This is a genomic window from Methylobacterium platani, assembly GCF_001653715.1.
In the GTDB taxonomy this organism is placed as follows: Bacteria; Pseudomonadota; Alphaproteobacteria; order Rhizobiales; family Beijerinckiaceae; genus Methylobacterium; species Methylobacterium platani.
The window spans coordinates 14,578-37,818 of the sequence record NZ_LWHQ01000029.1 but is presented as its reverse complement, the minus strand read 5'-3'; the positions used below and the strand labels follow the sequence as shown (position 1 = coordinate 37,818).

Sequence of the window (23,241 nt, the reverse complement as noted above, 5' to 3'; positions counted from 1 at the left end):
GGGCTACTCCGCCTTGCTCTGCTCGACTTGCTGGCCCTGCACGACTTGCCCGCCCTGCTCGACATGCGGCACCCGGCGCCGGCGGCGGATCAGCCACCACACCCCGGCGAGGTCGAGGATGCCGACCCAGAGCCGGTCGAACAGGCCGTAATTCGAGTGCCCGGTGAGCCGCGGCCGGTCGACCACGTCGCCGTGGACGACGGAAAACCCCTCGCGGGCGACGAGGGCCGGCATGAAGCGGTGCAGCGCGTCGAAATACGGCAGCCGCAGGTACACCGCCCGGCGGAAGACCTTGAGGCCGCAGCCGGTATCCCGGGTGGCGTCCTTCAGGATGCGGCCCCGCACCCCGTTGGCGATGCGCGACTGGATCATCTTGCCCCGGCCGTCCTTGCGGCCGACCCGCTGCCCCTGCGCCAGCCCCGCCCCCGGGCCGGCGGCGACGAGGGCCGCGGCCAGCGCCGGGATGAAGGCCGGGTCGTTCTGGCCGTCGCCGTCCAGCGTCGCGACCAGTTCGCCGCGGGCCGCCAGCACCCCGCTGCGCACCGCCGCGCTCTGGCCGCAGCTCTCGCGGTGGCGCAGCACCCGCAATTCCGGATGGCGCGCCCGCGCGTCGGCCAGCACCGCCGGGGTGGCGTCGGTCGAGCCGTCGTCGACGTAGACGATCTCGAACGGGTGCAGGGGGGCGCAGGCCGCCGCGATCTCGGCCAGCAGGGGCGCGATGTTGCCGGCCTCGTTCTTCACCGGCACCACGACGCTGAGGCGGATCGCCTCCCGGTCCGCTGTCACGTGCGCGCTCTCATGCTGGGTCTGGGTCACGGCATCACCGCATAGGCCGACAGGCCGACCGGCTTGCCGCCGTTGATGTTGAAGCCGGTCACGCGGCCGACCGGCCGCGGGGCTGCGCCGGCCTCGGCGTCCGCGAAGGCCTTGGCGAAGCGGTCCTCGACGTAGACGAGGCGGCAGCCGCCCGCCGTGAGGAAGGCGGCGGCCTCCTCGGCCGAATCGAGCATCGCGAGGTCGGTACCGATCAGGAAGACCAGGCTCGGCTCGCGGTAGCCGAGCGTCGCGACCTTGGGGCTCGGGCAGGGCAGCGCGTCGCGGACGGCCGCGAGGCGGGGCGAGACCTTGAGGGCGGCGAGCGCCGGCTGGGTCAGCCCGAACACCGCCGGCCCGAGCAGCCCGCCGGCGAGCACCGCGACCGCGAGCGCCCGCTCAGGCCAGCCGTCGACGAAGGCGCGCCAGGCCAGGAACGCCACCGCGCTCGCGGCGAGCAGCAGCGGCAGCCCCGCCCACGGGATCACCCCGTCGAGGCGCCAGGCGGCGACGCAGAGACCCACCGTCAGGCCGGCGGGGATGAACGGTACCAGCAAGGCGACCCAGCGCGCGCCGGGCCGGTCGCGATGGACCGCGCCGCGGGCGACCGCCATGACGGCGAGGATCGCCAGGGCCGAGCACAGCGGCAGCACGTAATGCGGGAGCTTCGTCGGCACCGCCTCGAAGACCAGCCAGGACGGCAGCACCCAGGCGACCAGGAAGGCGACCCGGTCGTCGCGGCGGTTCGTCCAGGCGAAGGGGATCGCCATGGCGGCGAAGGCGGCGGCCGGCCAGAAGGTCGCGAAGATCACGAGCAGGTAGGTGCCGGGCGGCGCCCAGTGCTGGGTCTGGGCGGTGCCGACCTTGCCGAGCATGTCGTGGCCGACCGCCTCGCCGTAGAAGGCGCCGCCGCTCTTGAGCGTGATGGCGACGAACCACGGCGCCACGAGGGCGAGCACCAGGACGAGGCCGAGGCCCGGCCGCAGGCGCCGCAGCCAGGCGCCGGAGCGCACCGAGACCGACAGGCACAGGGCCGCGAGGCCGGCGAACATCGGCACCATCGGGCCCTTGACCAGGATGCCGAGCGCCACCGCGAGCCAGAAGGTCAGGACCGTCGGGGCAGGCAGGCGGGTCGTCGCGGCCCGCGTGAGCCACGCCCGGGCGAGCCCCCCCATGGCGGCGACCGCGCAGGCGGTGAGCAGCGCGTCGGTCTTGGCGAGGCGCGCCTCGGCCGACAGCATCACGCTCGCGCCCACCAGGGCGGCGGCGAGGAAGGCCCCGCGCCGCGGCAGGAAGGCGAGCGCGGCCCAGTAGCTCAGCAGCACCGTGGCGACGGCGCCGAGGAGCGAGGGGATGCGGTAGAGCCAGATGGCGGTGCGGGCGCCCGGCACGCCGAGGGCCTCGCCGGCTGCGACGACCGCGCTCTGGGCCCAGTAGATGCCGACCGGCTTCTTGTGCCGGGCCTCGCCCTGGAAGCGGATGTCGACGAACTCGCCCGATTCGAGCATCTGCTTCGAGGCCTGGGCGAAGCGCGGCTCGTCCCGGTCCATCGGCTGGAGCGAGGCGAAGCCCGGCAGGAAGCAGACCAGCGACAGGACGACGAGCAGCGCGCAGGCCGCGCCGTGGCTGCGCGCCCCGAGATCGAGGAGACGCTCCGCGAGGGACGCCAGGGAGGCGGCGCGGCCGGGGCGGCGCCCGGCGGCAAGGCTCGTCAATGCACTGCTCCGAACCGGGAAAACCGACGCCCGCGGCGGGCGCCCGTGTCGGTGATCCGGGTCGGAAAGTCAATTTTCGCCGGGTCGGGGCAGGGCCGCGGCGGATGCCTCTGCGGGCAGGCTCGCCGATCGCGTGGCCCGGCGCCGGGATCTGGCGTCCCGATCGGCGACATGGTAGGTTTGCCGCCATTGTGGTTGGGGTACGCAGTGGCCGACGGATCGAACCCAAACACCAAAAATACAGTCAACGTGCAGGCCGAACTGCCGAAATCGACGTTCGACGCCCTCAAGGAACTGGCCGAGAGGCGCGGCGTCGACGCGAACACCGTCCTGCAGCAGGCGATCGAGACGGAGAAGTTGCTGTCCGATCATGTCGGCGTCGATGACAAGGTTCTCATCGAGCGTCCCAACAAGACCTATGCGCGGGTCATCTTCAGTAAATAATTCATCGACAGTCTGATTTTTTTAGAATCGCGACATTCTTTCATCGATCGGGCTCCGCCATGGCTGACAATACCGGGCAGGGCGATCCGCCCATCAGCCTCAAGTCCATCGGCGGCGCATTGAAGAAGTTCGGTCAGGCCGCCGTCGCGGCCGGTGCCCAGACCACCGATGCCATCTCATCCGCTCGGTCGCCGGCCATCGGCACCGCGATCTCGGTTCAGGAAAATTACAATCCCGGCCGCGACCAGGAGAGGGCCCGGGTCCGGATCGCGTACATCCTGCTCGCGATGCTCGGCCTCGCCGTGTGCTGCATCCTGGCGGTCGGCTCCTACCTCGCGCTGACCTGCTATGCGGGCAGGACCTGCGGCGAGGCCAAGGAGGCGTTCGCGTTGTTGGGCTCCACGGTCGGCCTGATCTTCACCCCGATCGTCGGCCTGGTCGGTTCGGCGATCGGCTTCTATCTCGGCTCGAAGAGCGCGGGCGGCTGAAAAATCCCTCACGCCATCTCGAACAGGAACCCGTCCCGGGCGGGAATCGGCACCGACAGGCTCACCCCGCGCGAGGCCCGGGACAGGCGCCAGGGGCGCTCGCGGCCGGCGCGGACCGCCTCGGAGGGGCGCAGGGAGCGGGTGGCGCCGTCCTCGCCGACCTCGTCGATGGTGAGGAAGCCGTAGACCAGCAGGCGCGAGGCCAGCAGCTTGGTCTCGCGGTCGCCGGCCGCCACCGGCAGGGTGCCGGCCTCGTAGACCGTGTCCATCAGGCTGCGCTGGTCGCGCCGGGCGGCGGCGACCCGGGGGCTCGGCGCGAGCTCGTGATCCACCGGCGCGGCCCGCTCCTTGCGCCGGAACGCCACGACCGTTCCGCTCTCGCCCGACAGGTTACGCATACGCCCGATACCCTTACGCCACATCCGGCGCCGGCTGCCTGAGGGCAGCGCGGCGATGCGCAGGATTCGATGAATCGGCTTAACGCCCGATTGACCCTGTGGCGGCGTGCCCCGTGCCGGATCGGTGCACGGCGCCTCCCTCGCCCGCGGCGGCGCCGGCGTGTATGAGCCCGGCGTCCCGGCCCGCCCGCCAGACACGCCCCGCCAGACATGCCCCGCAAGGATTCCCGCATGACCGATCCGGCCCCGTCCCGCCCGGCGCCCGCCCTGGCGGTGGAGGACCTGGCGTGCCGCTTCGGCCGGGTGCAGGCCCTCGCGGGGGTCTCGCTCGCCGTGCGGCCGGGCGAGGTGATGGCGCTGCTCGGCGATTCGGGCTGCGGCAAGAGCACCCTGCTCCGGGTGGTGGCCGGGCTCGAGGCGCCGGATTCCGGCACCGTCCGGCTCGACGGGCGCCTCGTCGCCGGCGGGGGCGCGCGGGTGCCGCCGGAGGCCCGCGGCGTCGGGCTGATGTTCCAGGACTACGCGCTCTTCCCCCATCTCACGGTGCGCGAGAACATCCGCTTCGGGCTCAAGGGCCAGCCGCAAGCGGTCCGCGAGGCGGCCGACGACCTCCTCGCACAGGTCGGCCTCGCCTCTCACGCGGAGTCCTATCCCCAGACCCTGTCGGGGGGCGAGCAGCAGCGCGTGGCGCTGGTGCGGGCCCTCGCCCCGGGGCCGCGGCTCCTGCTCCTCGACGAGCCGTTCTCCAACCTCGACCGGCGGATGCGCGACCGGGTGCGCGAGGACACCGTGGCGCTCCTGCGCCGCACCGGCACCACCGCCCTGATGGTGACGCACGACCCCGAGGAGGCCCTGGCGGTGGCGACCCGCATCGCGCTGATGCGCCGCGGCCGCATCGTCCAGGTCGCCACCGGCGAGGCCCTGTACCGCCGCCCCGAGAGCCTGTTCGCCGCCCGCTTCCTCGCCGACGCTGTCGAGATCCCGGCCCGGGTCGCGGCCGGCCGGGCCGACACGCCCCTCGGGACCGTGCCCGCCCCGCACCTGCCCGAGGGCGCGGCGGTCCGGGTCTGCCTGCGCCCCGAGGCGCTCGCCGTCTGCGCCCCCGGCCGGGGCCTCGCCGCGCAGGTCCTGCGCCGCACCTTCCTGGGGGCGGCGAGCGTGCTGCATCTCCGGCTGCCGGGCATCGAGGGACCCTTGCGCGCCCGCCTGCCGGATCCGGGCGCCTACGGGCCCGGCGACGCCGTCGGGGTGACGCTGGTGCCGGAGGCGGTGCTGGTCCTGCCCGACGAGGAGGCGGCCTGATCCGCGGACTTGCACAGTTTTACATTGAAACGACTAAAATCTATCGCGCTTGCTTTTGTTTCGGGATTGCTTCTCAAGGAGGCGCCACCTTCGGGAGACGCCCCTTGTCCCTGTCACGCACCGCGCTCGCGTTCCTCGGTCTCGTCACGCTCGTCGCCCCGGCCCGGGCCGAGGGTGAAGTGAACCTCTACACCACTCGCGAGCCCGGCCTGATCCGCCCGCTCCTCGACGCCTTCACGACGGCGAGCGGCGTCAAGGTCAACACGGTGTTCGTCGACAAGGGGCTGGCCGAGCGGATCGCCGCCGAGGGCGCCCGTTCCGCCGCCGACGTCGCGATGACGGTCGACATCGGCAACCTGATCGAGCTCGTCGACCGCGACCTCGCCCAGCCGGTGCGCTCCCCCGCCCTCGAGGCGGCGATCCCCGCCAGCCTGCGCGATCCGGAAGGCCGCTGGTTTGCCCTCTCGACCCGCGCCCGGGTGGCCTACGCCGATCCCGACCTGCGCGACCTCGCCGGGCTGACCTACGAGGACCTCGCCGACCCGAAATGGAAGGGCAAGGTCTGCCTGCGCTCGGGCCAGCATCCCTACAACACGGCGCTGATCGCCGCCTACCTCGTCAAGCACGGCGAGGCGAAGACCGAGGCCTGGCTGCGGGGCGTCAAGGACAACCTCGCCCGCAAGGCCGCCGGCGGCGACCGCGACGTCGCCCGCGACATCGTCGCCGACCTCTGCGACGTGGGCCTGGGCAATTCCTACTATGTCGGCCTGATGCGCAGCGGCCGCGGCGGCCCCGAGCAGAAGAAGTGGGGCGAGGGCATCCAGGTGGTGCTGCCGACGTTCCAGGGCGGCGGCACCCACATCAACGTCTCGGGCGCCGTGGTGGCGAAGAACGCCCCGAACCGCGACAACGCCGTCAAGCTGCTCGAGTACCTCGCCTCCGACGAGGCGCAGGGCCTCTACGCCAAGGCCGATTACGAGTACCCGGTGAAGCCCGGCGTCGCCGCCGACCCGCTGCTCGCGGCGCTCGGCCCGCTCACGGTCGACACCACCCCGCTGGTCGAGATCGCCCGCAACCGCAAGGCGGCGAGCCTGCTCGTCGACAAGGTCGGGTTCGACCGGTAAGGCCCCCGGCCCCGCGGCCGTCCCCCGACCCAGAGACCGGAGCGAGCGACCGCCGTGGAGGGAGGAGCCTTCGTGCCGTCGGGCCCGCCCGCGCGCCGGGCGGCGACGCCGCGTCCGGCATCCGGCGCGGGCGCGCGGCGCCCCTGGTCCTTCGCCCGGCCCTCCGCCTGGACGCTCGCCGCCGGCCTCGTCGCCCTCCTGGTCCTCGCCCCGGTCGCGGCGCTCGCGGTCGAGGCGCTGCAGGGCTCGGGGGGGCTCTGGCCCCACCTCCTCGCCCACGTCCTGCCGCCGGCCCTCGCCGAGACCGGCCTGCTGCTCGCCGGGGTCGGCGCCCTCGTCGTCCTCATCGGCACCGGGGCGGCCTGGCTCGTCGCGGCCTACGAGTTCCCGGGCCGGCGCCTGCTCGACTGGGCGCTGCTGCTGCCGCTCGCCGTCCCCACCTATATCGCGGCCTACGCCTATCTCGACCTGCTGCACCCGGTCGGCCCGGTCCAGAGCGCGATCCGCGCGGTGCTCGGCTATGCCCGCCCGCGCGACCTGATCCTGCCGGACCTGCGCTCGCTGCCTGGCTGCATCCTGCTCCTCGGCTTCGTGCTCTACCCCTACGTCTACCTGCCGACCCGGGCGCTGTTCCTGATGCAGTCGGCGACGCTGGTCGAGGCCGGGCGCAGCCTCGGGGCCGGGCCGGGGGCGGTGTTCCGCCGGGTCGCCCTGCCGCTCGCCCGCCCGGCCATCGCGCTCGGCGCCAGCCTGGCGCTGCTGGAGGCGCTCAACGACATCGGGGCGGCGGAATTCCTCGGGGTGCGCACCCTCACGGTCTCGATCTACGACACCTGGGTCAACCGCTCCGACCTGCCGGGCGCGGCCGGCCTGGCGCTGGTCATGCTGGCCGCCTGCCTCGGCCTGATCGCGGTCGAGCGCCGGGCCCGGCGCGGGCGCGGCTATGCCGGGGCGGCGCAGCGCCCGCGGCGGATGACGCGCGCGGTCCTCGCCGGGCCGGCGGCGCTCGCGGCCCTGGGCCTCGGCCTGGTGCCGGTCGCCCTCGGCTTCCTGGCGCCGGCGAGCTACCTCGCGGTCGAGGCGGGCCGGCGCCTGCACCGGGCCGGCCTGTCCGGGGCGATCCTCTCGGAGAGCCTCAACACCCTCGCGTATGCCGGGGTGGCGACGGTGATCGCCACGGTCCTCGGCCTCGTGGTGGCGGCGGGCCCCCGGGTGCTCGGCGGGCGCTGGCGCGGGGTTCTCCTGCGCTGCGCCACCTTCGGCTACGCGGTGCCGGGCGCGATCCTGGCGATCGGCCTGCTGCCGCCGCTCGCCGCCCTCGACGGCCTGCTCGACGCCGCGAGCCGGGCGCTGACGGGGGCCTCCCTCGCCGCGATGGGCCTCGGCACCGGGGCGGCGCTCGTCTACGCCTACGTGGTGCGCTTCCTCGCCGTCACCGCCGGCAGCAGCGAGGCGGGGCTCGCCCGGGTGCCGCGCTCGCTCGGCGACGCCGCCCGGGTGCTGGGCCGCGGCCCGGCCGGCGCCCTGGCGCGGGTCCACCTGCCGCTGACCTGGCCGGCGCTCCTCGGCGGCGCCCTCCTGGTCTTCGTCGACTGCGTCAAGGAACTGCCGGCGACCCTGATCCTGCGCCCGCTCAACGTCGAGACCCTGGCGACCCACCTCTACGGCGAGGCCGCCCGCGGCACCTACGAGGACGGCGCGGTCGCCGCCCTGCTGATCGTCGCGGTCGGGCTCCTGCCGGTGGCCCTGCTGCTGCGGGTCTCGACGCCGAAGGCGTAATACCCCCGCGCTGATCCATCGGCGTGTCGATGCGGGGGCGTCCGGCGCATCGGCGCCGGCGCGGGGACACCGCGATCGCGCGGGCTTGCCCCGCGCCTGCGAACGGGTCCGTTCGCAGGCGCGGCGGTACAAGGCCTTCAGGCCGCCCGGGCCCGCTCCAGGAAGAACCGCAGCATCTCCGCGCTGGCATCGGGGCCGCGCGGCTCGGTGTAGGAGCCGTCCGGGCTGCCGCCCGACCAGGCATGGCCGGCCCCGTGCAGCACCCAGCGTTCCACGATCGCCCGCCCCGCAGCGTCGGCGTGGACGCTGCGGGTATAGGCGATCCCGCCCGGCGCCGCGCCCCGCGTCACCGTCTCGGTCAGGCCGGAGCCCGGCATCGCCTGGGCGGCCGCGTGCGCGCCGTTGAGCGGATGCACGGTCCGGTCGGCGTCGCCGTGGAAGACGATCGTCGGCACGGTGCCGTCCCCGCCCCGCTTCGGGGCGGCCGCGCCCTGGCCCATCGCCGCGAAGGCGGAGGGCAGGTCCCGCGCCGCGCCGCAGGCGAGGCCCGAATGGATGCCGGCCGCCGCGAACACGTCCGGGTAGGTCGCGGCCAGGATCGCCGCCGCCGCGCCGCCGGCCGAGAGCCCGGCGACGTAGACCCGGGCCGGGTCGGCCCCGAACTCCGCCACCACCGCCTGCGCGATCCCGGCGATCAGTGCCGGCTCGCCGGCACCCCGGCCCTGGTCGCCGGGCTGGAACCAGTTCCAGCATTTCTGCGCGTTGGCCGAACGCTCCTGGCGCGGATAGACGACGAGGGCGCCCTCCCGTTCCGCGAGGTCGTTCATCCGCGTGCCCAGGGCGAAGTCGTCGGGATCCTGGGTGCAGCCGTGCAGCATCACCACGACGGGGAGCCGTTCGCCCTGCCGGCCGCTTGGCACATAGACCTTGTAGGTCCGGCTGCCCGCGGCGCTCGCGAAGGTCCGCTCCTCGAACCGGGCGCCCTCCGGCACCGGCACGGGCCGGCGCGGCGTCGGACCGAGGCCCGGAAGGCCCTCGCCCAAACCCTTGCCGAAACCTTGGCCGAGACCCTCGCTCAGGCCGTGCAGGCCCTCGCGGAGCCTCTCGCCCAGGCCGGACCCGGCCTCGCGCAGCGTCTTCAGCGCCCCGGGAAGACCGGAGAGGTCCAGGTCGGGGAAAGCCGGTCGGTCGGCGCCCTTTCCGGAAGTGGCTTGCCCGGAGGTGCCCGTCGCGGCGGCCTCCGCCGGCGCCGTCCAGGCCCCGTCGGGTTCGGTGGGCGCCACGAGGTCGATGGCCGGCTCCGGGCTGCGCGGCGACGGAGCCGCCGGGGCCGATGCGGGTTCGGTCGCCGCGGCGCGGTCTGCGGGCGCCGGGGCGCGGCCCTGGATCAGCGCCACCGCCTCGGCGAGGCGGCCAGCGCGGGTGAGGCGGGTCACCTCGGCCATGTCGGCGAGGGGGCCGCCCTTGGGCATCGTGTCGAACGGGTTCATGGGATCGGCTTTCATGGGGTCGGGTCCTGCGGGAGGGAGCGGTCAGGCGATGCGGTCGGCGAGCGCGGCCTTCACGGCGGCGCCGGCGTGGAAGGCACCGAGCACCTGGATCGACGCGATGGCCGCCCGGGCGAGCTCCGGCGTGACGTCGTCGGCGATGGTGGCGAGCCCGAGGACCTGGATGCGCAGCGGCGTCCCGGCATCCCGCGCCGCCTCGAGCTCGGCCCGGGTGATGTGGGTCAGGCCCAGGCTGAGCTGGCGGCGCGCCACCGACTGGCGCACGGCCTCCTCCTGGCGGTCGAGCTGGTTGCGCACAGCGGTGCGGATGAAGTCGGCGCGGTTGGCGTAGAAGCCGTCCCGCACCATCAGGTCGATGCGGCCGAGATCGACGAAGCCGAGATTGACCGTGACCTTCTCGCTGTCGGGCACCTTCGGCCGCAGCTCGTGAACGGTGTCTGCCATCCGGTTACCATCCTCAGACCATCCAACAGGATGGTATAAGGATGGAGATGGGGTATGCCATGCGCAAGGGCCCCGGGTGCCGGAACGCCGGGGCCGCCGCCCCGTTCAATCCCCGGTGCCCGGCCGGCCCGTCGCGGCCCGGACCGTCCGGAGACCGCCCGGCCTCGACGCATCCGCGTCCCGCGCGTAAGGCTTGCCGCCAGCATGACCACACGACATCCGAGCCCGACGGACAGGGACACGGCGCCCCGCCTCGCGCCGGACGGGCGCGACGACGGGCTCAACCTGGCCGACGGGCTCGCCGCCGCCACCGCCGCGCGGGTGCTGGCGATGCGGCTGGTGATGCTGGGGGTGCTGGGGATCTCGGCCCATCTCAGCGACGGCGTGCTGCATGCCGGCAGCCACTGGTTCATCCTCGGCGGCTACGCGGTGTCCTCGCTCTGGATCGCGCTGACGGCGCGGCGGCGCAACGGCGGGCGGCTGGCCTGGATCGCCACCCTGCTCGATGCGGCCCTGGCCGCCTACATCGTGCTCGAATACATGATGGCCGCGTCCGAGGCCGCCGACGAGCCGGGCACGCTGGCGAGCCGGCTGCCGGCCTTCCTGCTGCTGCTCGAATCCGGCCTGACCCTGCGCCCGCGCCAGACCGCGGTGTTCGCCGCCGTGGTGGCGGGGGTGTGGTCCGGGGCGCTCGGCCTCGGGCTGCTCCATCCCGGGCTCGGCCTGCCGCCGCCGGGGCCGCACGTCTTCGGGCTCCTGTCCTTCGTGGTGGCGAGCGTCTTCGTGATCGAGGGGGTGACGCGCCTGCGCCGCGGGGTCGCCACGATGCTGCGCCTGGAGCACGAGCGCGCCACCCTGGCGCGCTTCGTGCCGGCCGGCATAGACCTGGTGCGGCGCGACGGTGCCACCGCGCTCCAGCCCCGCCACGCCTGCCTGCTCGCCCTCGACATCCGCGGCTTCTCGGCCCTGACCCGGGAGTGGGGCGAGGCCCGGGTGGTCGACTGGCTTTTGGCGGTGCGGGCGCTGGCCCACGCCGCGGTGACGGAGCGCGGCGGCCTCGTCGACAAGTATGTCGGCGACGGGATCCTGGCCCAGTTCGTCGACGGCGCGCCGGCCGGGCAGGCCGCGGCGGCGCTCGCCTGCGTGCGGGAGATCGAGGTCCGGATGCATCGGATGAACGCGGCGCGCCGCCGGGACGGCCTGCCCGCCCTCGCCCTCACCGCCTCGCTGCATGCCGGCGAGGTGCTGGTCGGGGTGCTCGACGACGGCGCGCGGGCCGAGTTCACGGTGCTCGGCCCGGCGATGAACGCGCTTGCCCGGGTCGAGGCCCGGGCCAAGCGCGAGAACCTCTCCCTCGCCGTCTCGAAGCGGGTGATGCGGCTCCTCGGCCCCGCCGCGCCGGCGGGATTCCGGCTGCCGCGCCGCCCCGGCGAGGAGGATTGCCCGGACCTGTTCGGGCTCGATCCCCTGCCCGGGCCCGCCGCCGCGCCCGCCCCCTCGCCCCTGCCGGCCGTCGCGTCGTGAGCGTCTCCTCCATGACCGAGCTTCGCAAGACCGGGTCTCTTCTCTCGGCAGATTCCTCTGCGGCCGGTTCGTCCCGGGCCGGGTTCCGCCTGCCGCCCCGGCCCCTGCGGGCCGACGGGACGCCGCGCCGGGTCGGCGTCGAGATCGAGTTCATCGGCCCCTCGGCCCGGATCGCCGCCGCGGCGCTCGCCGCCGGCCTCGGCGGGCGGGTCGCCGAGGAGGACCCGCACGCCTTCGCGCTCGAAGGCTCGTCCCTCGGTGACGTCCGGGTCGAGCTCGACCTGCGCGCCGCCCATCCGCAGCGGCGGGTTCCGGATCCGGGCGCGATGCCGCCCCGCCTGCCGGTCCGCGCCGCCGGGCGCACGCTGGCGGCGTTGCTCAGCCCGGTTGTGCCGCGCGAGGCGATCACCGGCCCCCTCGCCTTCGACCGCCTGCCCGAGGTCGACCGCCTCGCCGCCTTGCTGCACGGCGCCGGCGGGCGCGGCCGCGGCGCGGTGCTGCTCGGTTCGCTCGGCCTGCACTTCAACGTCGAGCCGCCGGACCTCGAGGCCGGCACGATCGCGGGCCTGCTCAAGGCCTATCTCCGCTCCGAGCCGGCCTTGCGCCGGGCGACCGCCGCCGGCGGCTTCCTCGCCGCCCGCGGCCTGCCGCCGCCCTTCCCCGCGGCCTACGTCGCCAAGGTGCTCGACGAGGCCTACCGCCCCGACCTCGACGCGCTGGCCCGCGACTACCTCGCCGCCAACCCGACCCGCCACCGCGGCCTCGACCTGCTGCCGCTCCTGGCGCATCGCGACGAGGCCGGCGTGCGGGCGGCCCTGCCGCCCGACGAGAAGGTGAGCCCGCGGCCGGTGCTGCATTACCGGATGCCGCAGGCGCATGTGGGCCTGCCGGGGTGGAGCCTGGCGCCGGCCTGGAACCTGTGGGTCGGGGTGGAGGAGATGGCGGAGGCGGATGCCGCGGCCGGGGCGCCGCAGGCGGCCGCCGATCCCGCTTGAGCGGAGCGGGACGACCGCTTAAGCTTCGCGGCGATGACCGACCGCCGCTCCCTCGCTGCGACCTTCTGGTGGCGCTTCCTCTGAGGAAGCGGCCGTCGTCGTCCTGTCACGACCGATGCCGCCGTCTGGTGGGCTCGGTCGTTCGTGGTTTCCCGGCACCCCTCAGCGCGGCGGCTTTCCCCCGGAGAGCCCCCCGATGCCGTCCCTCCCCGTCATCCTGACCGGCGACCGCACCACCGGTCCCCTGCATCTCGGCCACTATGCCGGCTCGCTGCGCAACCGCGTGGCGCTGCAGCACGGCCATCGCCAGACTCTGCTGCTGGCCGACGCGCAGGCCCTGACCGACAACGCCCACGATCCGGCCCGCATCGCCCGCAACGTGATCGAGGTCGCGACCGACTACCTGGCGGTCGGCATCGATCCGGCGCTCACCACGATCTGCGTGCAATCCGCCCTGCCGGCGCTCGCCGAGCTGACCCTGCTCTACCTGAACTTCGTCACGGTGGCGCGGCTGGAGCGCAACCCGACGATCAAGGACGAGATCCAGGCCCGCGGCTTCGGCCGCGACATCCCGGCGGGCTTCCTGTGCTACCCCGCCGCCCAGGCCGCCGACATCACGGCGTTCCGGGCGACCCTGGTGCCGGTGGGCGAGGACCAGGCGCCGTTGATCGAGCAGGCCAACGAGATCGTCCGCCGCCTCAACCGTCAGGTGGGATACGACCTCCTGCCCGAGGCGCGGGCGCTGATCCCGGAGGTCGGGCGGCTGCCGGGCGCCGACGGGCGGGCGAAGATGAGCAAGTCCGGCGGCAACGCCCTGCCGCTCTCCGCCCCGGATGCCGAGATCGCCGCGTTCGTGCAGCGGATGTACACCGATCCCGGCCACCTGCGCGCCTCCGATCCGGGCCGGGTCGAGGGCAACGTGGTCTTCACCTATCTCGACGCCTTCGACCCCGACCCGGAGGCGGTCGCGGCGCTCAAGATCCGTTACCGCCGCGGCGGCCTCGGCGATGCCGCGCTCAAGGAGCGCCTCGCCGGCGTGCTGCGCGACCTCCTCGGGCCGATCCGCGAGCGCCGGGCCGGGATCGCCCGCGACCCGGACGCCGTCAGGGACGTGCTGCGCACCGGCACGGCGCGGGCGCGGGCCCTGACCGCGGAGACCCTGGGTGCGGTGCGGGACGCCGTCGGGCTGTTCCGGCTCTGACCCCTCCCATGCGCGGCTGCAAGCCCGTCCTTGCAGGCCTGCGCATTTCAAACGGAGCCTCGCGCGTCCATCTTGCCGGTCATGACACAGACTCTGCAATTCGGCCTCGACACGTTCGGGGATGTCACCGCCCGCAACGGCGAGCTCCTGCCCCACGGCCAGGTGATCCGCGACGTCGTCGAGGAAGGAATCCTGGCCGACCGGGTCGGGCTCGACTTCTTCGGCATCGGCGAGCACCACCGCGAGGACTTCGCCGTCTCCTCGCCCGAGATGGTGCTGGCGGCGATCGCGGCGCGCACCGAGCGCATCCGCCTCGGCTCGGCCGTGACGGTGCTGAGCTCCGACGACCCGGTCCGGGTCTACCAGCGCTTCTCGACCCTGCAGGGGATCGCGAACGGCCGCGCCGAGGTGATCCTCGGCCGCGGCTCGTTCACCGAGTCGTTCCCGCTCTTCGGCTACCCCCTCGACCAGTACGAGACCCTGTTCGAGGAGAAGCTCGCGCTGTTCGCCCAGCTCCTCGCCGGCGGGCCGGTGACCTGGCAGGGCACCACCCGGGCGCCGCTCGAGAACCAGTCCGTCTTCCCCGTGCCGGAGACGCCGCCGACCACCTGGATCGGGGTCGGCGGCAGCCCGAACTCGGTGGTGCGGGCGGTCCATCACGACCTGCCCCTGATGCTCGCGATCATCGGCGGCGAGCCGCAGCGCTTCCGCCCCTACGTCGACCTCTACCATCGGGCCTGCGCCCAGCTCGGCCGGACGGTGCGGCCGATCGGCGTCCACTCGCCGGGCTATGTCGGCGAGACCGATGCCGGCGCGCGCGACGAGTTCTTCGCCGACTACAAGCGGATGCGCGACCGCATCGGCGCCGAGCGCGGCTGGCCGCCGATGACGCGCCAGGAATTCGACCGCGAGGCCGATCACGGCTCGCTCTATATCGGCGGCCCGGAGACCGTGGCGCGGAAGATCGCCGCGACGGTGCGGGGGCTCGGCCTCGGCCGCTTCCAGCTCAAGTACAGCGCCGGCCCGCTGCCGCACGAGCGGCTGATGCGCTCGATCGAGCTCTACGGCACCCGGGTGGCGCCGCTGGTGCGGGAGATGCTGGGCTGAGCGGCCGCGCCCGCCCCGCGCGGGGCGGGCGCCGTCGCGTCGCGGGCGGCGGCGCGTGCCAAGGAACACGTGCCAAGCACCGCGTGTCGTGGCATTGGCGCGCCGACCGACGACAGGAGCCCGCCATCTTCCACCTCATCTTCGCGACGCCCGCCCTCGTGGTGATCGCCCGCTGGCTTCTCCCCCTCGGGCTGCCCCTCGCCGCCAAGGCCGCGCTCGCCATCCTGCTGCTCCTCGCCTCGCAGTTCCATCTCTGGAACCGGCTCTCCTCCGGCTCGGTCTTCGCACCCGAATTCCCGCGCGCGGTGGTGCTGCTCCTCAACGGGGCCTTCGGGGCGATCGCGCTGCTCGCCGTGCTGCAGATCGCGCTCGATCTCGGCGCCCTGGCGACCGCCCTGGTGCAGCGCAGCGCGGTCGCGATCCCGGACGGCGTGCGCCTCGCCGCCGCCGGGCTCGCGGTCCTGCTCGCGGTCGTCGGCGTCGCCCAGGCCGCGCGGGTGCCGCCGGTCCGGGACGTCGCGGTCGCGATTCCCGGCCTGCCGCCGGCCTTCGAGGGCTACCGGCTGCTCCAGCTCACCGACCTGCACCTGAGCCGCCTGTTCCCGGCCCCCTGGGCCCGGGCCGTGGTCGCGCGCGCCAACGGGGCGAACGCCGACCTGATCGTGGTGACCGGCGACTTCATCGACGGCTCGGTCGCGATGCGCCGGGACGACGTCGCGCCGCTCGCCGACCTTAGCGCCCCGGACGGCGTCCTCGCGATTCCGGGCAACCACGAGTACTTCTTCGACTACCCGGCCTGGATGCGCCATCTCGCCGGCCTCGGCCTGACCCTGCTGCCGAACGCCCACGCGGTGCTCGCCCGCGGCGATTCCCGCCTCGTCGTCGCCGGCGTCACCGACGCCTCGGCGCCCGGCGCGGGACAGCCCGGGCCCGACCTCGCGGCGGCGCTCGCCGGCGCACCCCCCGGCGCGCCGGTCGTGCTCCTCGACCACCAGCCGCGGGCGGCCAAGCGCGCGGCGTCGCGCGGCGTCGCGCTCCAGCTCTCCGGCCACACCCATGGCGGCATGATCCTCGGCCTCGACCGGCTGGTGGCGCGGGGCAACAACGGCTTCGTCTCCGGCACCTACGCGGTCGGCGGCATGACCCTCCACGTCGGCAACGGCACCGGGATCTGGCCCGGCTTCGCGCTGCGCCTCGGCCGGCCCTCCGAGATGACGCGGTTCACCCTGCGGGTCGCCGCCGGGTGAGCCGTTTTCGGGAAAACACCTTTCCGCGGGCGGGATAATTTCGCTCTACGCAAGGTTGAACTGTCGAGAATGAGTGTTCTGGTTGTGGGGTGGGTGTGGCCATCTCGGGGGGCGACGCGGGGCCGACGACGCCCCGCCCCCCAGGGAGCACGACCATGAAGCTCTACCACCATCCCCTTTCCGGCCATGCCCACCGGGCGCGGCTGTTCCTGTCGCTCCTCGGCGTGCCGCACGAGGCGATCGCGGTCGATCTCGCGGCCGGCGCCCACACGGCGCCGGAGTTCCTGGCGCTCAACCCGTTCGGCCAGGTGCCTGTGCTCGACGACGACGGCACGCTCGTGGCGGATTCGAACGCCATCCTGGTCTACCTGGCGAAGACGCTCGGGCGGACCGACTGGCTGCCCGAGGACCCGCAGGGCGCCGCGGGCGTGCAGCGCTGGCTCTCGGTCGCGGCCGGCGAGCTCGCCTACGGCCCGGCCGCCGCGCGCCTCGTCACGGTGTTCGGCGCCGCCTTCGATCCGCAGGAGGTGATCGCCCGGGCGCATGTCCTGCTGCGGCGCCTCGAGGCGCATCTCGCCGGCCGGGACTGGCTGGCGGCGGACCGGCCGACCATCGCCGACGTCGCGCTCTACAGCTACCTGGCGCGGGCGCCGGAGGGCAACGTCGACCTCGCCCCCTATCCGGGGGTCGTCGCGTACCTGCGCCGGATCGAGGCGCTGCCGGGCTTCCTCCCCATCCCCGAGACGAAAGCCGGCCTCTCGGCCGCCGCCTGACCCCGGCCCGGCCTTCAAGGGAGCCCGGCACCTCCGGGATCGAACCGACGGGAGGACGAGATGAGCGAGCCTTCACCCTGGCACCCGGGCGAGACGGCGATCCAGGCGACGGTCGGCGCCGTCGAGCGCATGGCGGAGGTCGGCCGCCGGGTGGTGCGGACCGCCATGCCCGACCAGCACCGGGCCTTCTTCGCGCAGCTCCCCGTCGTCGTCGCCGGCAGCGTCGATGCCGGGGGCGCGGTCTGGGCGACCCTGCTCGCCGGCCCGCCCGGCTTCCTCGCCGCCCCGACGCCGACGGAACTGACCCTCGCCGCCCGGCCCGATCCGGCCGACCCGGCGGCGGAGGGCCTGCGCCCGGGCGAGGCGGTCGGCCTCCTCGGCATCGCGCTCGACACCCGCCGCCGCAACCGGGCGAACGGGGTCCTCGTGCCCTCCGCCGACGGTTCCCTGCGCATCGCGGTCACCCAGAGCTTCGGCAATTGCCCGCAATATATTACGCTGCGCGACACGATCCCGGCGGCGGATCCCGGGGAATCCCGCGCCGGCCCGGTCGAGGAGAGCGCCGGGCTCGACGCCGCGGCCCGGGCCCTGATCGCGGCGGCCGACACCTTCTTCGTCGCGACCTACGCCGACACCGACGGGGGCCGGCAGGTCGACGTCTCGCATCGCGGCGGCCGACCCGGCTTCGTCCGGGTCGATCCGGACGGCACGCTGACCGTCCCGGATTTCTCCGGCAACCTGTTCTTCGCCACCCTCGGCAACATCTGGCTCAACGGCCGGGCCGGGCTGGTCTTCCCCGACTTCGCGACCGGCGACCTCCTGCAGCTGACCGGCGCGGCGGAGGTGATCCTCGACTCGCCCGAGATCGCGGCCGTCCGGGGCGCCGAGCGCCTGTGGCGGGTCCGCCCGCACCGGGTGGTGCGCCGGCGCGGCGCGCTGCCGATGCGCTGGAGCGACCGGCCGGCGGGCGCCTCGCCCCAGGCGCTCGCGACCGGGGCCTGGCCGGACGCCGCCGCGACGGGCTGGCGCCCCTACCGGGTGACCCGGATCGTCGAGGAGAGCCGCACGATCCGCTCGTTCCACCTCGCCCCCGCCGACGGCGCTGGCCCGGACCCGTTCCTCGCCGGCCAGCACCTGCCGATCCGCGTGACGCTGCCGGGCGCCGACGCGCCGGTCGCGCGCACCTACACCCTGTCGGCCGCGCCCTCGGACGACGGGTACCGCCTCAGCGTGAAGCGCGAGGGCGCGGTGTCGCGCCACCTGCACGACGCGATCCGGGTCGGCGACGGGATCGAGGCGCGGGCGCCCGCCGGCCGCTTCACCATCGCGGCCGGCGCGGCGCGCCCGGCGGTGCTGCAGGCCGGCGGCGTCGGGATCACGCCGCTGCTGGCGATGCTGCGCCACGTCGTGCACGAGGGCGCCCGCACCGGCCGCACCCGCCCGGTCACCCTGGTCTACGCCGCCCGCTCCCTGGCCGAGCGCGCCTTCGACGGCGAGCTCGCCGCCCTCGTGGCAGCCGCGCACGGCGCGGTGCGGCTGGTGCGGGTGCTCGGCGACGTCGCCGGCGCGCGCGCCGGCCGCGACTACGACGCGGCGGGCCGCATCGACGCCGCCCTCGTCGCGCGCCACGCGCCGCTCGCCGAGGCGGAGGTTTTCCTGTGCGGGCCGGCGGCCTTCACCCAGGCCCTCTACGACGCCTTGCGCGCCCGCGGCGTGCCCGATGCGCGGATCCGCGCCGAGGCGTTCGGCCCCGCCGCCCTGGTCCGGACCGGCGCCGCGCCGCGACAGCTCCCGGCGACCGGGCCGGTCCCGGTGGCCTTCCTCGACGCGGCCCGGGAGGCGCGCTGGACCCCGGAAGCGGGCAGCCTCCTCGACCTCGCCGAGGCGCAGGGCCTCGCCCCGGCCTTCGCGTGCCGGGAGGGCTGGTGCGGCACCTGCCGGACCCGGCTCGTCGCCGGCGCGGTGACCTATCCGCGCGCGCCGGCCGCGGCGATCGCCGAGGGCGAGGTGCTGCCCTGCTGCGCGGTGCCGGCGACGGGCGCCGACCGGGTCAGCCTCGCGCTCTGACGCGCCGCCCCGCACGACCCTCCGGGTGCGGCGCCGTGCTAGCGTGGCCGGAACCGGAAGGGAGAGCCATGGATCGCTGGCACGCCATGCGCATCGTCGCCAAGGTCGCGGAGACGATGAACTTCGCCAAGGCCGCGCGCCACCTGAACATGAGCCCGCCGGCGGTGACGCGGGCGGTGGCGGCGCTCGAGGCGACGATCGGCGCCCGGCTGTTCCTGCGCACCACCCGCACGGTGCGGCTGACCGAGGCCGGGAGCCGCTACGTCGAGGAGTGCCGGCGGATCCTCGTCGAGATCGCCGAGGCCGAGGCCGCGGCGGCGGGCTACACGGGCATGGTGACCGGCACGCTCTCGGTCACCGCCTCGGTGCTGTTCGGGCGGCTCCACGTCCTGCCGATCCTCGCCGACTACCTCGACGCCTACCCGGCGATGACCGCCCGCACGCTGTTCGTCGACCGCCCGGTGAACCTCGTCGAGGAGGGCATCGACGTCGCGATCCGCATCGGCCACCTCGCCGATTCCGGCCTCACCGCGCTCCGGGTCGGCACGGTGCGCCGCGTCGTCTGCGGCGCGCCGGGCTACTTCGCCCGCCACGGCGTTCCGAAAACCCCCGCCGACCTCAAGGAGCACCGCATCGCCGTCTCGACCGGCTCCTGGCCCTCGCCGGAATGGCGCTTTCGCAACGACGAGCGCGTGACGCTCCACCCGGCTTTGGAGTGCAACACCAACGAGGCCCCGATCGACGCGGCCCTGGCGGGCTGGGGCCTGACCCGGGTGCTGCACTACCAGATCGCCCCGGCCCTCGCCGACGGGCGCCTGCAGATCGTGCTGGGCGAGTACGAGGAGCCGCGGCTGCCGGTTCATGTCGTGTTTCCGGAGGGGCGGGATGCGGTGGTGAAGGTCAGGACGTTCGTTGAGATGGCGGTAGGGCGGTTGAGGGGGAATGGAGTTTTGAATTAATTTACAGATTTATAAGATTACCTACTTTTAGTGACTATTAATGAACCTTCATGATCGGAAATGCTCGATCACTTCCCCCACCGGAGTGTCTAGCAAAACTCACTTTATCGCCAGTACGTAATACGGTTTCCGAGTAAACACTGTCAATATGGAAAAAGACACTTCTCCCTACTGTAGGAGTTATGAATCCCCAAAAACCATTTTCAAATTTCGAGACAACGCCGAATTCGCGAGTAATTCTAGGATAACACAATGACTCGCACTTTACAACAAGATCATCGGCCGTTGGCCTTTTTAAGGGATCTTTATTCAAGCAAAGACGAACAATCTCTATCAGCTCGTCAAAGTTATTTTTAAATTGCGGTTTCCGACCTGGCAGATGGTTTATAGGCAGGGGATCGCGATTCTGAATAGCATTTACAGCTCTTAGTCCTGAACCAAAGGGCTTTTTGCCAACGAGTAATTCGTAAATCATCGCACCAAGAGACCAAATATCTACAGATGTAGTAACGCTCTTTATATCATCTATCATCTCTGGTGCCATATAAGGTAGGGCGCCGATGGCAGTTTGTGATGCAGTCAAGCTTTCATCGCCACCTGCTATTGCTTCAGCTAGCTCTTCTTCCGCCATCTTTGCGATGCCAAAGTCGGTGATTTTAATACCAGTCATCGCCTCAACGCCCTCCACCATTACGTTGCTGGGTTTGAGGTCGCGATGCATGACGCCGGCATGGTGCGAGGCGGCGACTCCCTTCGCTAAACGGTGAAACGTCCATGCAGCCAAATGTGGATCTAAATATAAAAGTCGTTCTTTGATAACCCTGCTCAAGTCGATGCCGTCAATCAACTCTTCAATAAGATAAGAATGATCGCCAGTCTCAAGATAGTCGAGCGTTTTTGCAACATTTGAATGGTTAATGCGCGCGCTTACGACAGCGCTTCGCTTGAAGCGTTTGATTGCAGATTCGTTTTTGGGAACTTTCAGCGCAACATCGCGCAGTAGCAGTTTGTCGTATGCCGTATATACTTCTTGCATGCCTCCCTGATTCAGGTACCCCTTAACCTCATATCTGCCTCCTACGATGTCACCTACCGTTTGTATACGATCCGATCTCATAGGGTGACCTCCGGGTGGGAGACATCAATTGTAATAAACACTCGAGCAGATGGCTTCGTGGGGTCCCCGAGCGCAACGACACAAGACCCTGGCAGGATATCACCATTTTTTGCAGGTATATTGTTAACGACGACATCACCCGATACGTTGCCGATAACGAATTCGAGGTCATTATAAGTTATGTTTACCTGACCTTTATCCTGCACAGCAAGTCTTACAGATTTGCTCGCCGCACTAAGATAGTAATTTGTACTGCCATATGTTATCAAGGCCCTATGTTGTCCATGTAATATATACTTCTCCAGTATGGTGCATACATCACGCATCTCCGGCCTATCACTGGGGCGCTCACTTAAGCATCGATTTAAAATGTTTGAGATATCTTCTGGCAAATTCAAATGTGATTTTGAAAAATCAGCCTCCTCGCATGGAAGTACGGGTGGTAATTGACGCATGGGCTTAGGAACGGATCTACTATAAGTATAATAAGCTGTGACACCAAACGCATATGTATCAACTGCAGTGCTAAAATAAACATTTCCGCCAGCGTGGTCATAAAATAATTCGGGTGCCATATATCCTAATGTACCGACGGCTCCTTTGGTATATGCATCCGCCTCTTCATCACGAGCCAAGCCGAAATCAAATATTTTTAGACACCCTTCGCCATCGAATTTAATGTTGCTTGGTTTTATATCTCTATGAATAATCCCAGAAGAGTGAATGTCATATATGCCTTTGGCGAGTGGATATATGAGCTTCATAAAGCTCGCGGCATCCTTCGGAACTTCACCCTCGGCAAACTGCGGTCCCGAGACTAGCTCTTCTACCAAGCCTTGGATGACGCCATTCTCGTCGTTATATATATCGTATATTTGAACCACATGTCGCGATCGTATGCTTTGGAGAGCCCGGATTTCGTCAAGCAATCGTCTGTGATCCCTCCCTGGAAGAAGCGCTTTAATCACGACATTGCGATCGAGATGAGTATCGTTAAATACACTGGCGCGAGACATGCCGCCATGTGCAAAGCGGTCGTCCATGTAAACATACCGATTCGGAATAGGCATATCTCAATCCTTGGAATCTTCAGGAAAGGTTATGTCTAGCGCAGGCTTTTGCTCATCATTGCTTGTTGTATTTTCTTGATGGTGTTGTTCATGAAAGCGCATCCGATCCTGTGCAGATGGCTGCCTCGATTTGCGACGTGATTTATTTTTTTTCTTGTTACTATAATCCCCTGACCTATGATCGGAGGGGTGATTAGTCGTAATCCCAGCCTCTGCTAGAGCCTCGGGAAGGCTCTCTTCGCGATTTTCGTGACTTGGACGTGGGATCCAAATTTCTAGTCGATCGCTGGGCGAGAGCAGAGTCAAAGTTAGGCCTTGTTCTGAAGACGGGCGGGGTTGAAACGGGTTCTCAATCAGAACGAGTGTGGCATTATCGCGTCCACCTAGCGACTCACTGACGGAAAAAAACCTATCTACCATATCTCTGTTAGTGGACGCTCTTTTTACAACTGCATCTAAAACGACATCGGGCGCGGAATGAATTCCATCTGTTGTGAGTAGTATGCTCTCATAATCATCATTGTAGAATGAATAAATATTTGCTATTAATTCGTCGCCCATCCCAATGTATTGTAGCAAATGATTGCTCAATGCATTATTTTCTTGATTTATATTTCGTTGATGCGCTTTGAGTGTGTCATCCACGGTTAGCTGCACAATTTTGCGATTCTCAGTTATGCCATAAACTCGGCTGTCTCCTACATTAACGCAATGCGCGAATAGGTCTTTTGTGATCAATACGGATGATAAAGTGGTGCCTGATCCTTGAGAGAATTTATTTGCTACAGCATCATTTGCTGCAGTGGCACCTCTTACAAGTCTGTCTGTGGCCGGTATTGATGTTGTTCGGATTACCGCTGACGCGAAAGTGCTTAGAGCAAGTGTTGCTGCCTCGTCGCCGCGCGCAAGTCCACCAACACCATCACACACAACCGCAAGATTGAAATTTCGCTCCGGCGCGTATGAATAACTCGCAGTGATCACTATCGATCGATCCTGATTGGATTTTCGGGTTTGCCCAATATCTGTCGCGGCCGTCAATGATACATATCTATTAATGGCCTTGCGTTCCGGCGCTTCCGCTACGAAACGGGCTATGCGTCTTTGCAGTGCGTCGTCAGCCAATCTATTCACACGACTCACTCACAGCGGCTTTGTCGCAAACC

At 70.4% G+C, this 23,241-nt stretch carries 21 protein-coding genes; 13 read left to right on the top strand and 8 right to left on the bottom strand.

Annotation, left to right across the window (positions count from 1 at the left end):
* Positions 1-3 precede the first annotated feature (3 nt).
* Both A5481_RS16200 and A5481_RS16195 read right to left on the bottom strand, forming a co-directional pair.
* Positions 4-786 carry a glycosyltransferase family 2 protein gene (locus A5481_RS16200; RefSeq protein ID WP_048436420.1) on the bottom strand — a complete coding sequence of 261 codons (783 nt, stop codon included), beginning with the start codon at positions 784-786 and terminating at the stop codon, positions 4-6.
* Positions 787-812: 26 nt separating this feature from the next.
* Complete coding sequence (locus tag A5481_RS16195) at positions 813-2,528, bottom strand: ArnT family glycosyltransferase (RefSeq protein ID WP_048436419.1); 1,716 nt, start codon at positions 2,526-2,528, stop codon at positions 813-815.
* Positions 2,529-2,573: 45 nt separating this feature from the next.
* Between A5481_RS16195 and A5481_RS33595 the strand changes: the two genes are divergently transcribed.
* Complete coding sequence (locus A5481_RS33595; RefSeq protein ID WP_156312051.1) at positions 2,574-2,972, top strand: hypothetical protein; 399 nt, start codon at positions 2,574-2,576, stop codon at positions 2,970-2,972.
* A gap of 59 nt (positions 2,973-3,031) precedes the next feature.
* Positions 3,032-3,460, top strand: coding sequence for a hypothetical protein (locus A5481_RS16185; RefSeq protein WP_048436417.1), 429 nt, complete (start codon positions 3,032-3,034; stop codon positions 3,458-3,460).
* An 8-nt stretch (positions 3,461-3,468) separates the two neighbouring features.
* Here the strand turns inward: A5481_RS16185 and A5481_RS16180 are convergent, their stop codons facing one another.
* Positions 3,469-3,858, bottom strand: coding sequence for a hypothetical protein (locus A5481_RS16180; protein ID WP_048436416.1), 390 nt, complete (start codon positions 3,856-3,858; stop codon positions 3,469-3,471).
* A 231-nt stretch (positions 3,859-4,089) separates the two neighbouring features.
* On the opposite strand from A5481_RS16180, the gene A5481_RS16175 reads away from it, so the two are divergent.
* The 3 genes from A5481_RS16175 (at position 4,090) to A5481_RS16165 (ending at position 8,063) form a co-directional block, all read left to right on the top strand.
* Complete coding sequence (locus A5481_RS16175) at positions 4,090-5,160, top strand: ABC transporter ATP-binding protein (protein WP_048436415.1); 1,071 nt, start codon at positions 4,090-4,092, stop codon at positions 5,158-5,160.
* A 104-nt stretch (positions 5,161-5,264) separates the two neighbouring features.
* Positions 5,265-6,284 carry an extracellular solute-binding protein gene (locus A5481_RS16170; protein WP_048436414.1) on the top strand — a complete coding sequence of 340 codons (1,020 nt, stop codon included), beginning with the start codon at positions 5,265-5,267 and terminating at the stop codon, positions 6,282-6,284.
* 72 nt (positions 6,285-6,356) lie between these two features.
* On the top strand, positions 6,357-8,063 hold the full coding sequence (locus A5481_RS16165; protein ID WP_197514197.1) for an ABC transporter permease: 1,707 nt from the start codon (positions 6,357-6,359) through the stop codon (positions 8,061-8,063).
* 137 nt (positions 8,064-8,200) lie between these two features.
* Here the strand turns inward: A5481_RS16165 and A5481_RS16160 are convergent, their stop codons facing one another.
* Together A5481_RS16160 and A5481_RS16155 are read right to left on the bottom strand one after the other, a co-directional pair.
* Complete coding sequence (locus tag A5481_RS16160) at positions 8,201-9,553, bottom strand: extracellular catalytic domain type 1 short-chain-length polyhydroxyalkanoate depolymerase (RefSeq protein ID WP_048436413.1); 1,353 nt, start codon at positions 9,551-9,553, stop codon at positions 8,201-8,203.
* Between the two features lie 42 nt (positions 9,554-9,595).
* Positions 9,596-10,015 carry a CopG family transcriptional regulator gene (locus A5481_RS16155; RefSeq protein ID WP_048436412.1) on the bottom strand — a complete coding sequence of 140 codons (420 nt, stop codon included), beginning with the start codon at positions 10,013-10,015 and terminating at the stop codon, positions 9,596-9,598.
* A 204-nt stretch (positions 10,016-10,219) separates the two neighbouring features.
* On the opposite strand from A5481_RS16155, the gene A5481_RS16150 reads away from it, so the two are divergent.
* The 8 genes from A5481_RS16150 (at position 10,220) to A5481_RS16115 (ending at position 19,888) form a co-directional block, all read left to right on the top strand.
* Complete coding sequence (locus A5481_RS16150) at positions 10,220-11,539, top strand: adenylate/guanylate cyclase domain-containing protein (RefSeq protein ID WP_064504044.1); 1,320 nt, start codon at positions 10,220-10,222, stop codon at positions 11,537-11,539.
* Positions 11,540-11,550: 11 nt separating this feature from the next.
* Positions 11,551-12,534 (top strand): amidoligase family protein, encoded by a 984-nt coding sequence (locus A5481_RS16145; RefSeq protein ID WP_082984926.1) that lies wholly within the window; start codon positions 11,551-11,553, stop codon positions 12,532-12,534.
* A gap of 196 nt (positions 12,535-12,730) precedes the next feature.
* Positions 12,731-13,735 carry a tryptophan--tRNA ligase gene (gene trpS / locus A5481_RS16140; RefSeq protein ID WP_048437111.1) on the top strand — a complete coding sequence of 335 codons (1,005 nt, stop codon included), beginning with the start codon at positions 12,731-12,733 and terminating at the stop codon, positions 13,733-13,735.
* An 81-nt stretch (positions 13,736-13,816) separates the two neighbouring features.
* The gene (locus A5481_RS16135; protein WP_048437110.1) at positions 13,817-14,842 is read left to right on the top strand and encodes an LLM class flavin-dependent oxidoreductase; all 1,026 of its coding nucleotides are present in this window, start codon (positions 13,817-13,819) and stop codon (positions 14,840-14,842) included.
* Positions 14,843-14,967: 125 nt separating this feature from the next.
* On the top strand, positions 14,968-16,089 hold the full coding sequence (locus A5481_RS16130) for a metallophosphoesterase (RefSeq protein WP_048437115.1): 1,122 nt from the start codon (positions 14,968-14,970) through the stop codon (positions 16,087-16,089).
* 155 nt (positions 16,090-16,244) lie between these two features.
* A complete protein-coding gene (locus tag A5481_RS16125; RefSeq protein WP_048437109.1) occupies positions 16,245-16,862 on the top strand; it encodes a glutathione S-transferase family protein in 618 nt (205 codons plus the stop codon).
* A 60-nt stretch (positions 16,863-16,922) separates the two neighbouring features.
* Positions 16,923-18,929: a 2Fe-2S iron-sulfur cluster-binding protein gene (locus A5481_RS16120; RefSeq protein ID WP_048437108.1), complete on the top strand. Its 2,007-nt coding sequence runs from the start codon at positions 16,923-16,925 to the stop codon at positions 18,927-18,929.
* 68 nt (positions 18,930-18,997) lie between these two features.
* Positions 18,998-19,888 carry a LysR family transcriptional regulator gene (locus A5481_RS16115; RefSeq protein ID WP_048437107.1) on the top strand — a complete coding sequence of 297 codons (891 nt, stop codon included), beginning with the start codon at positions 18,998-19,000 and terminating at the stop codon, positions 19,886-19,888.
* 37 nt (positions 19,889-19,925) lie between these two features.
* Here A5481_RS16115 and A5481_RS32535 read toward each other — a convergent pair whose 3' ends face one another.
* From A5481_RS32535 to A5481_RS32525, 3 genes are read right to left on the bottom strand one after another with little or no spacing between them, the layout of a single operon-like run.
* On the bottom strand, positions 19,926-21,005 hold the full coding sequence (locus A5481_RS32535; protein WP_082173568.1) for a protein kinase domain-containing protein: 1,080 nt from the start codon (positions 21,003-21,005) through the stop codon (positions 19,926-19,928).
* The gene (locus A5481_RS32530; protein WP_082173567.1) at positions 21,002-22,075 is read right to left on the bottom strand and encodes a serine/threonine protein kinase; all 1,074 of its coding nucleotides are present in this window, start codon (positions 22,073-22,075) and stop codon (positions 21,002-21,004) included. The genes A5481_RS32535 and A5481_RS32530 overlap by 4 nt, the downstream gene beginning before the upstream one ends.
* A gap of 3 nt (positions 22,076-22,078) precedes the next feature.
* On the bottom strand, positions 22,079-23,200 hold the full coding sequence (locus A5481_RS32525) for a PP2C family protein-serine/threonine phosphatase (RefSeq protein ID WP_167350099.1): 1,122 nt from the start codon (positions 23,198-23,200) through the stop codon (positions 22,079-22,081).
* Between the last annotated feature and the right edge of the window lie 41 nt (positions 23,201-23,241).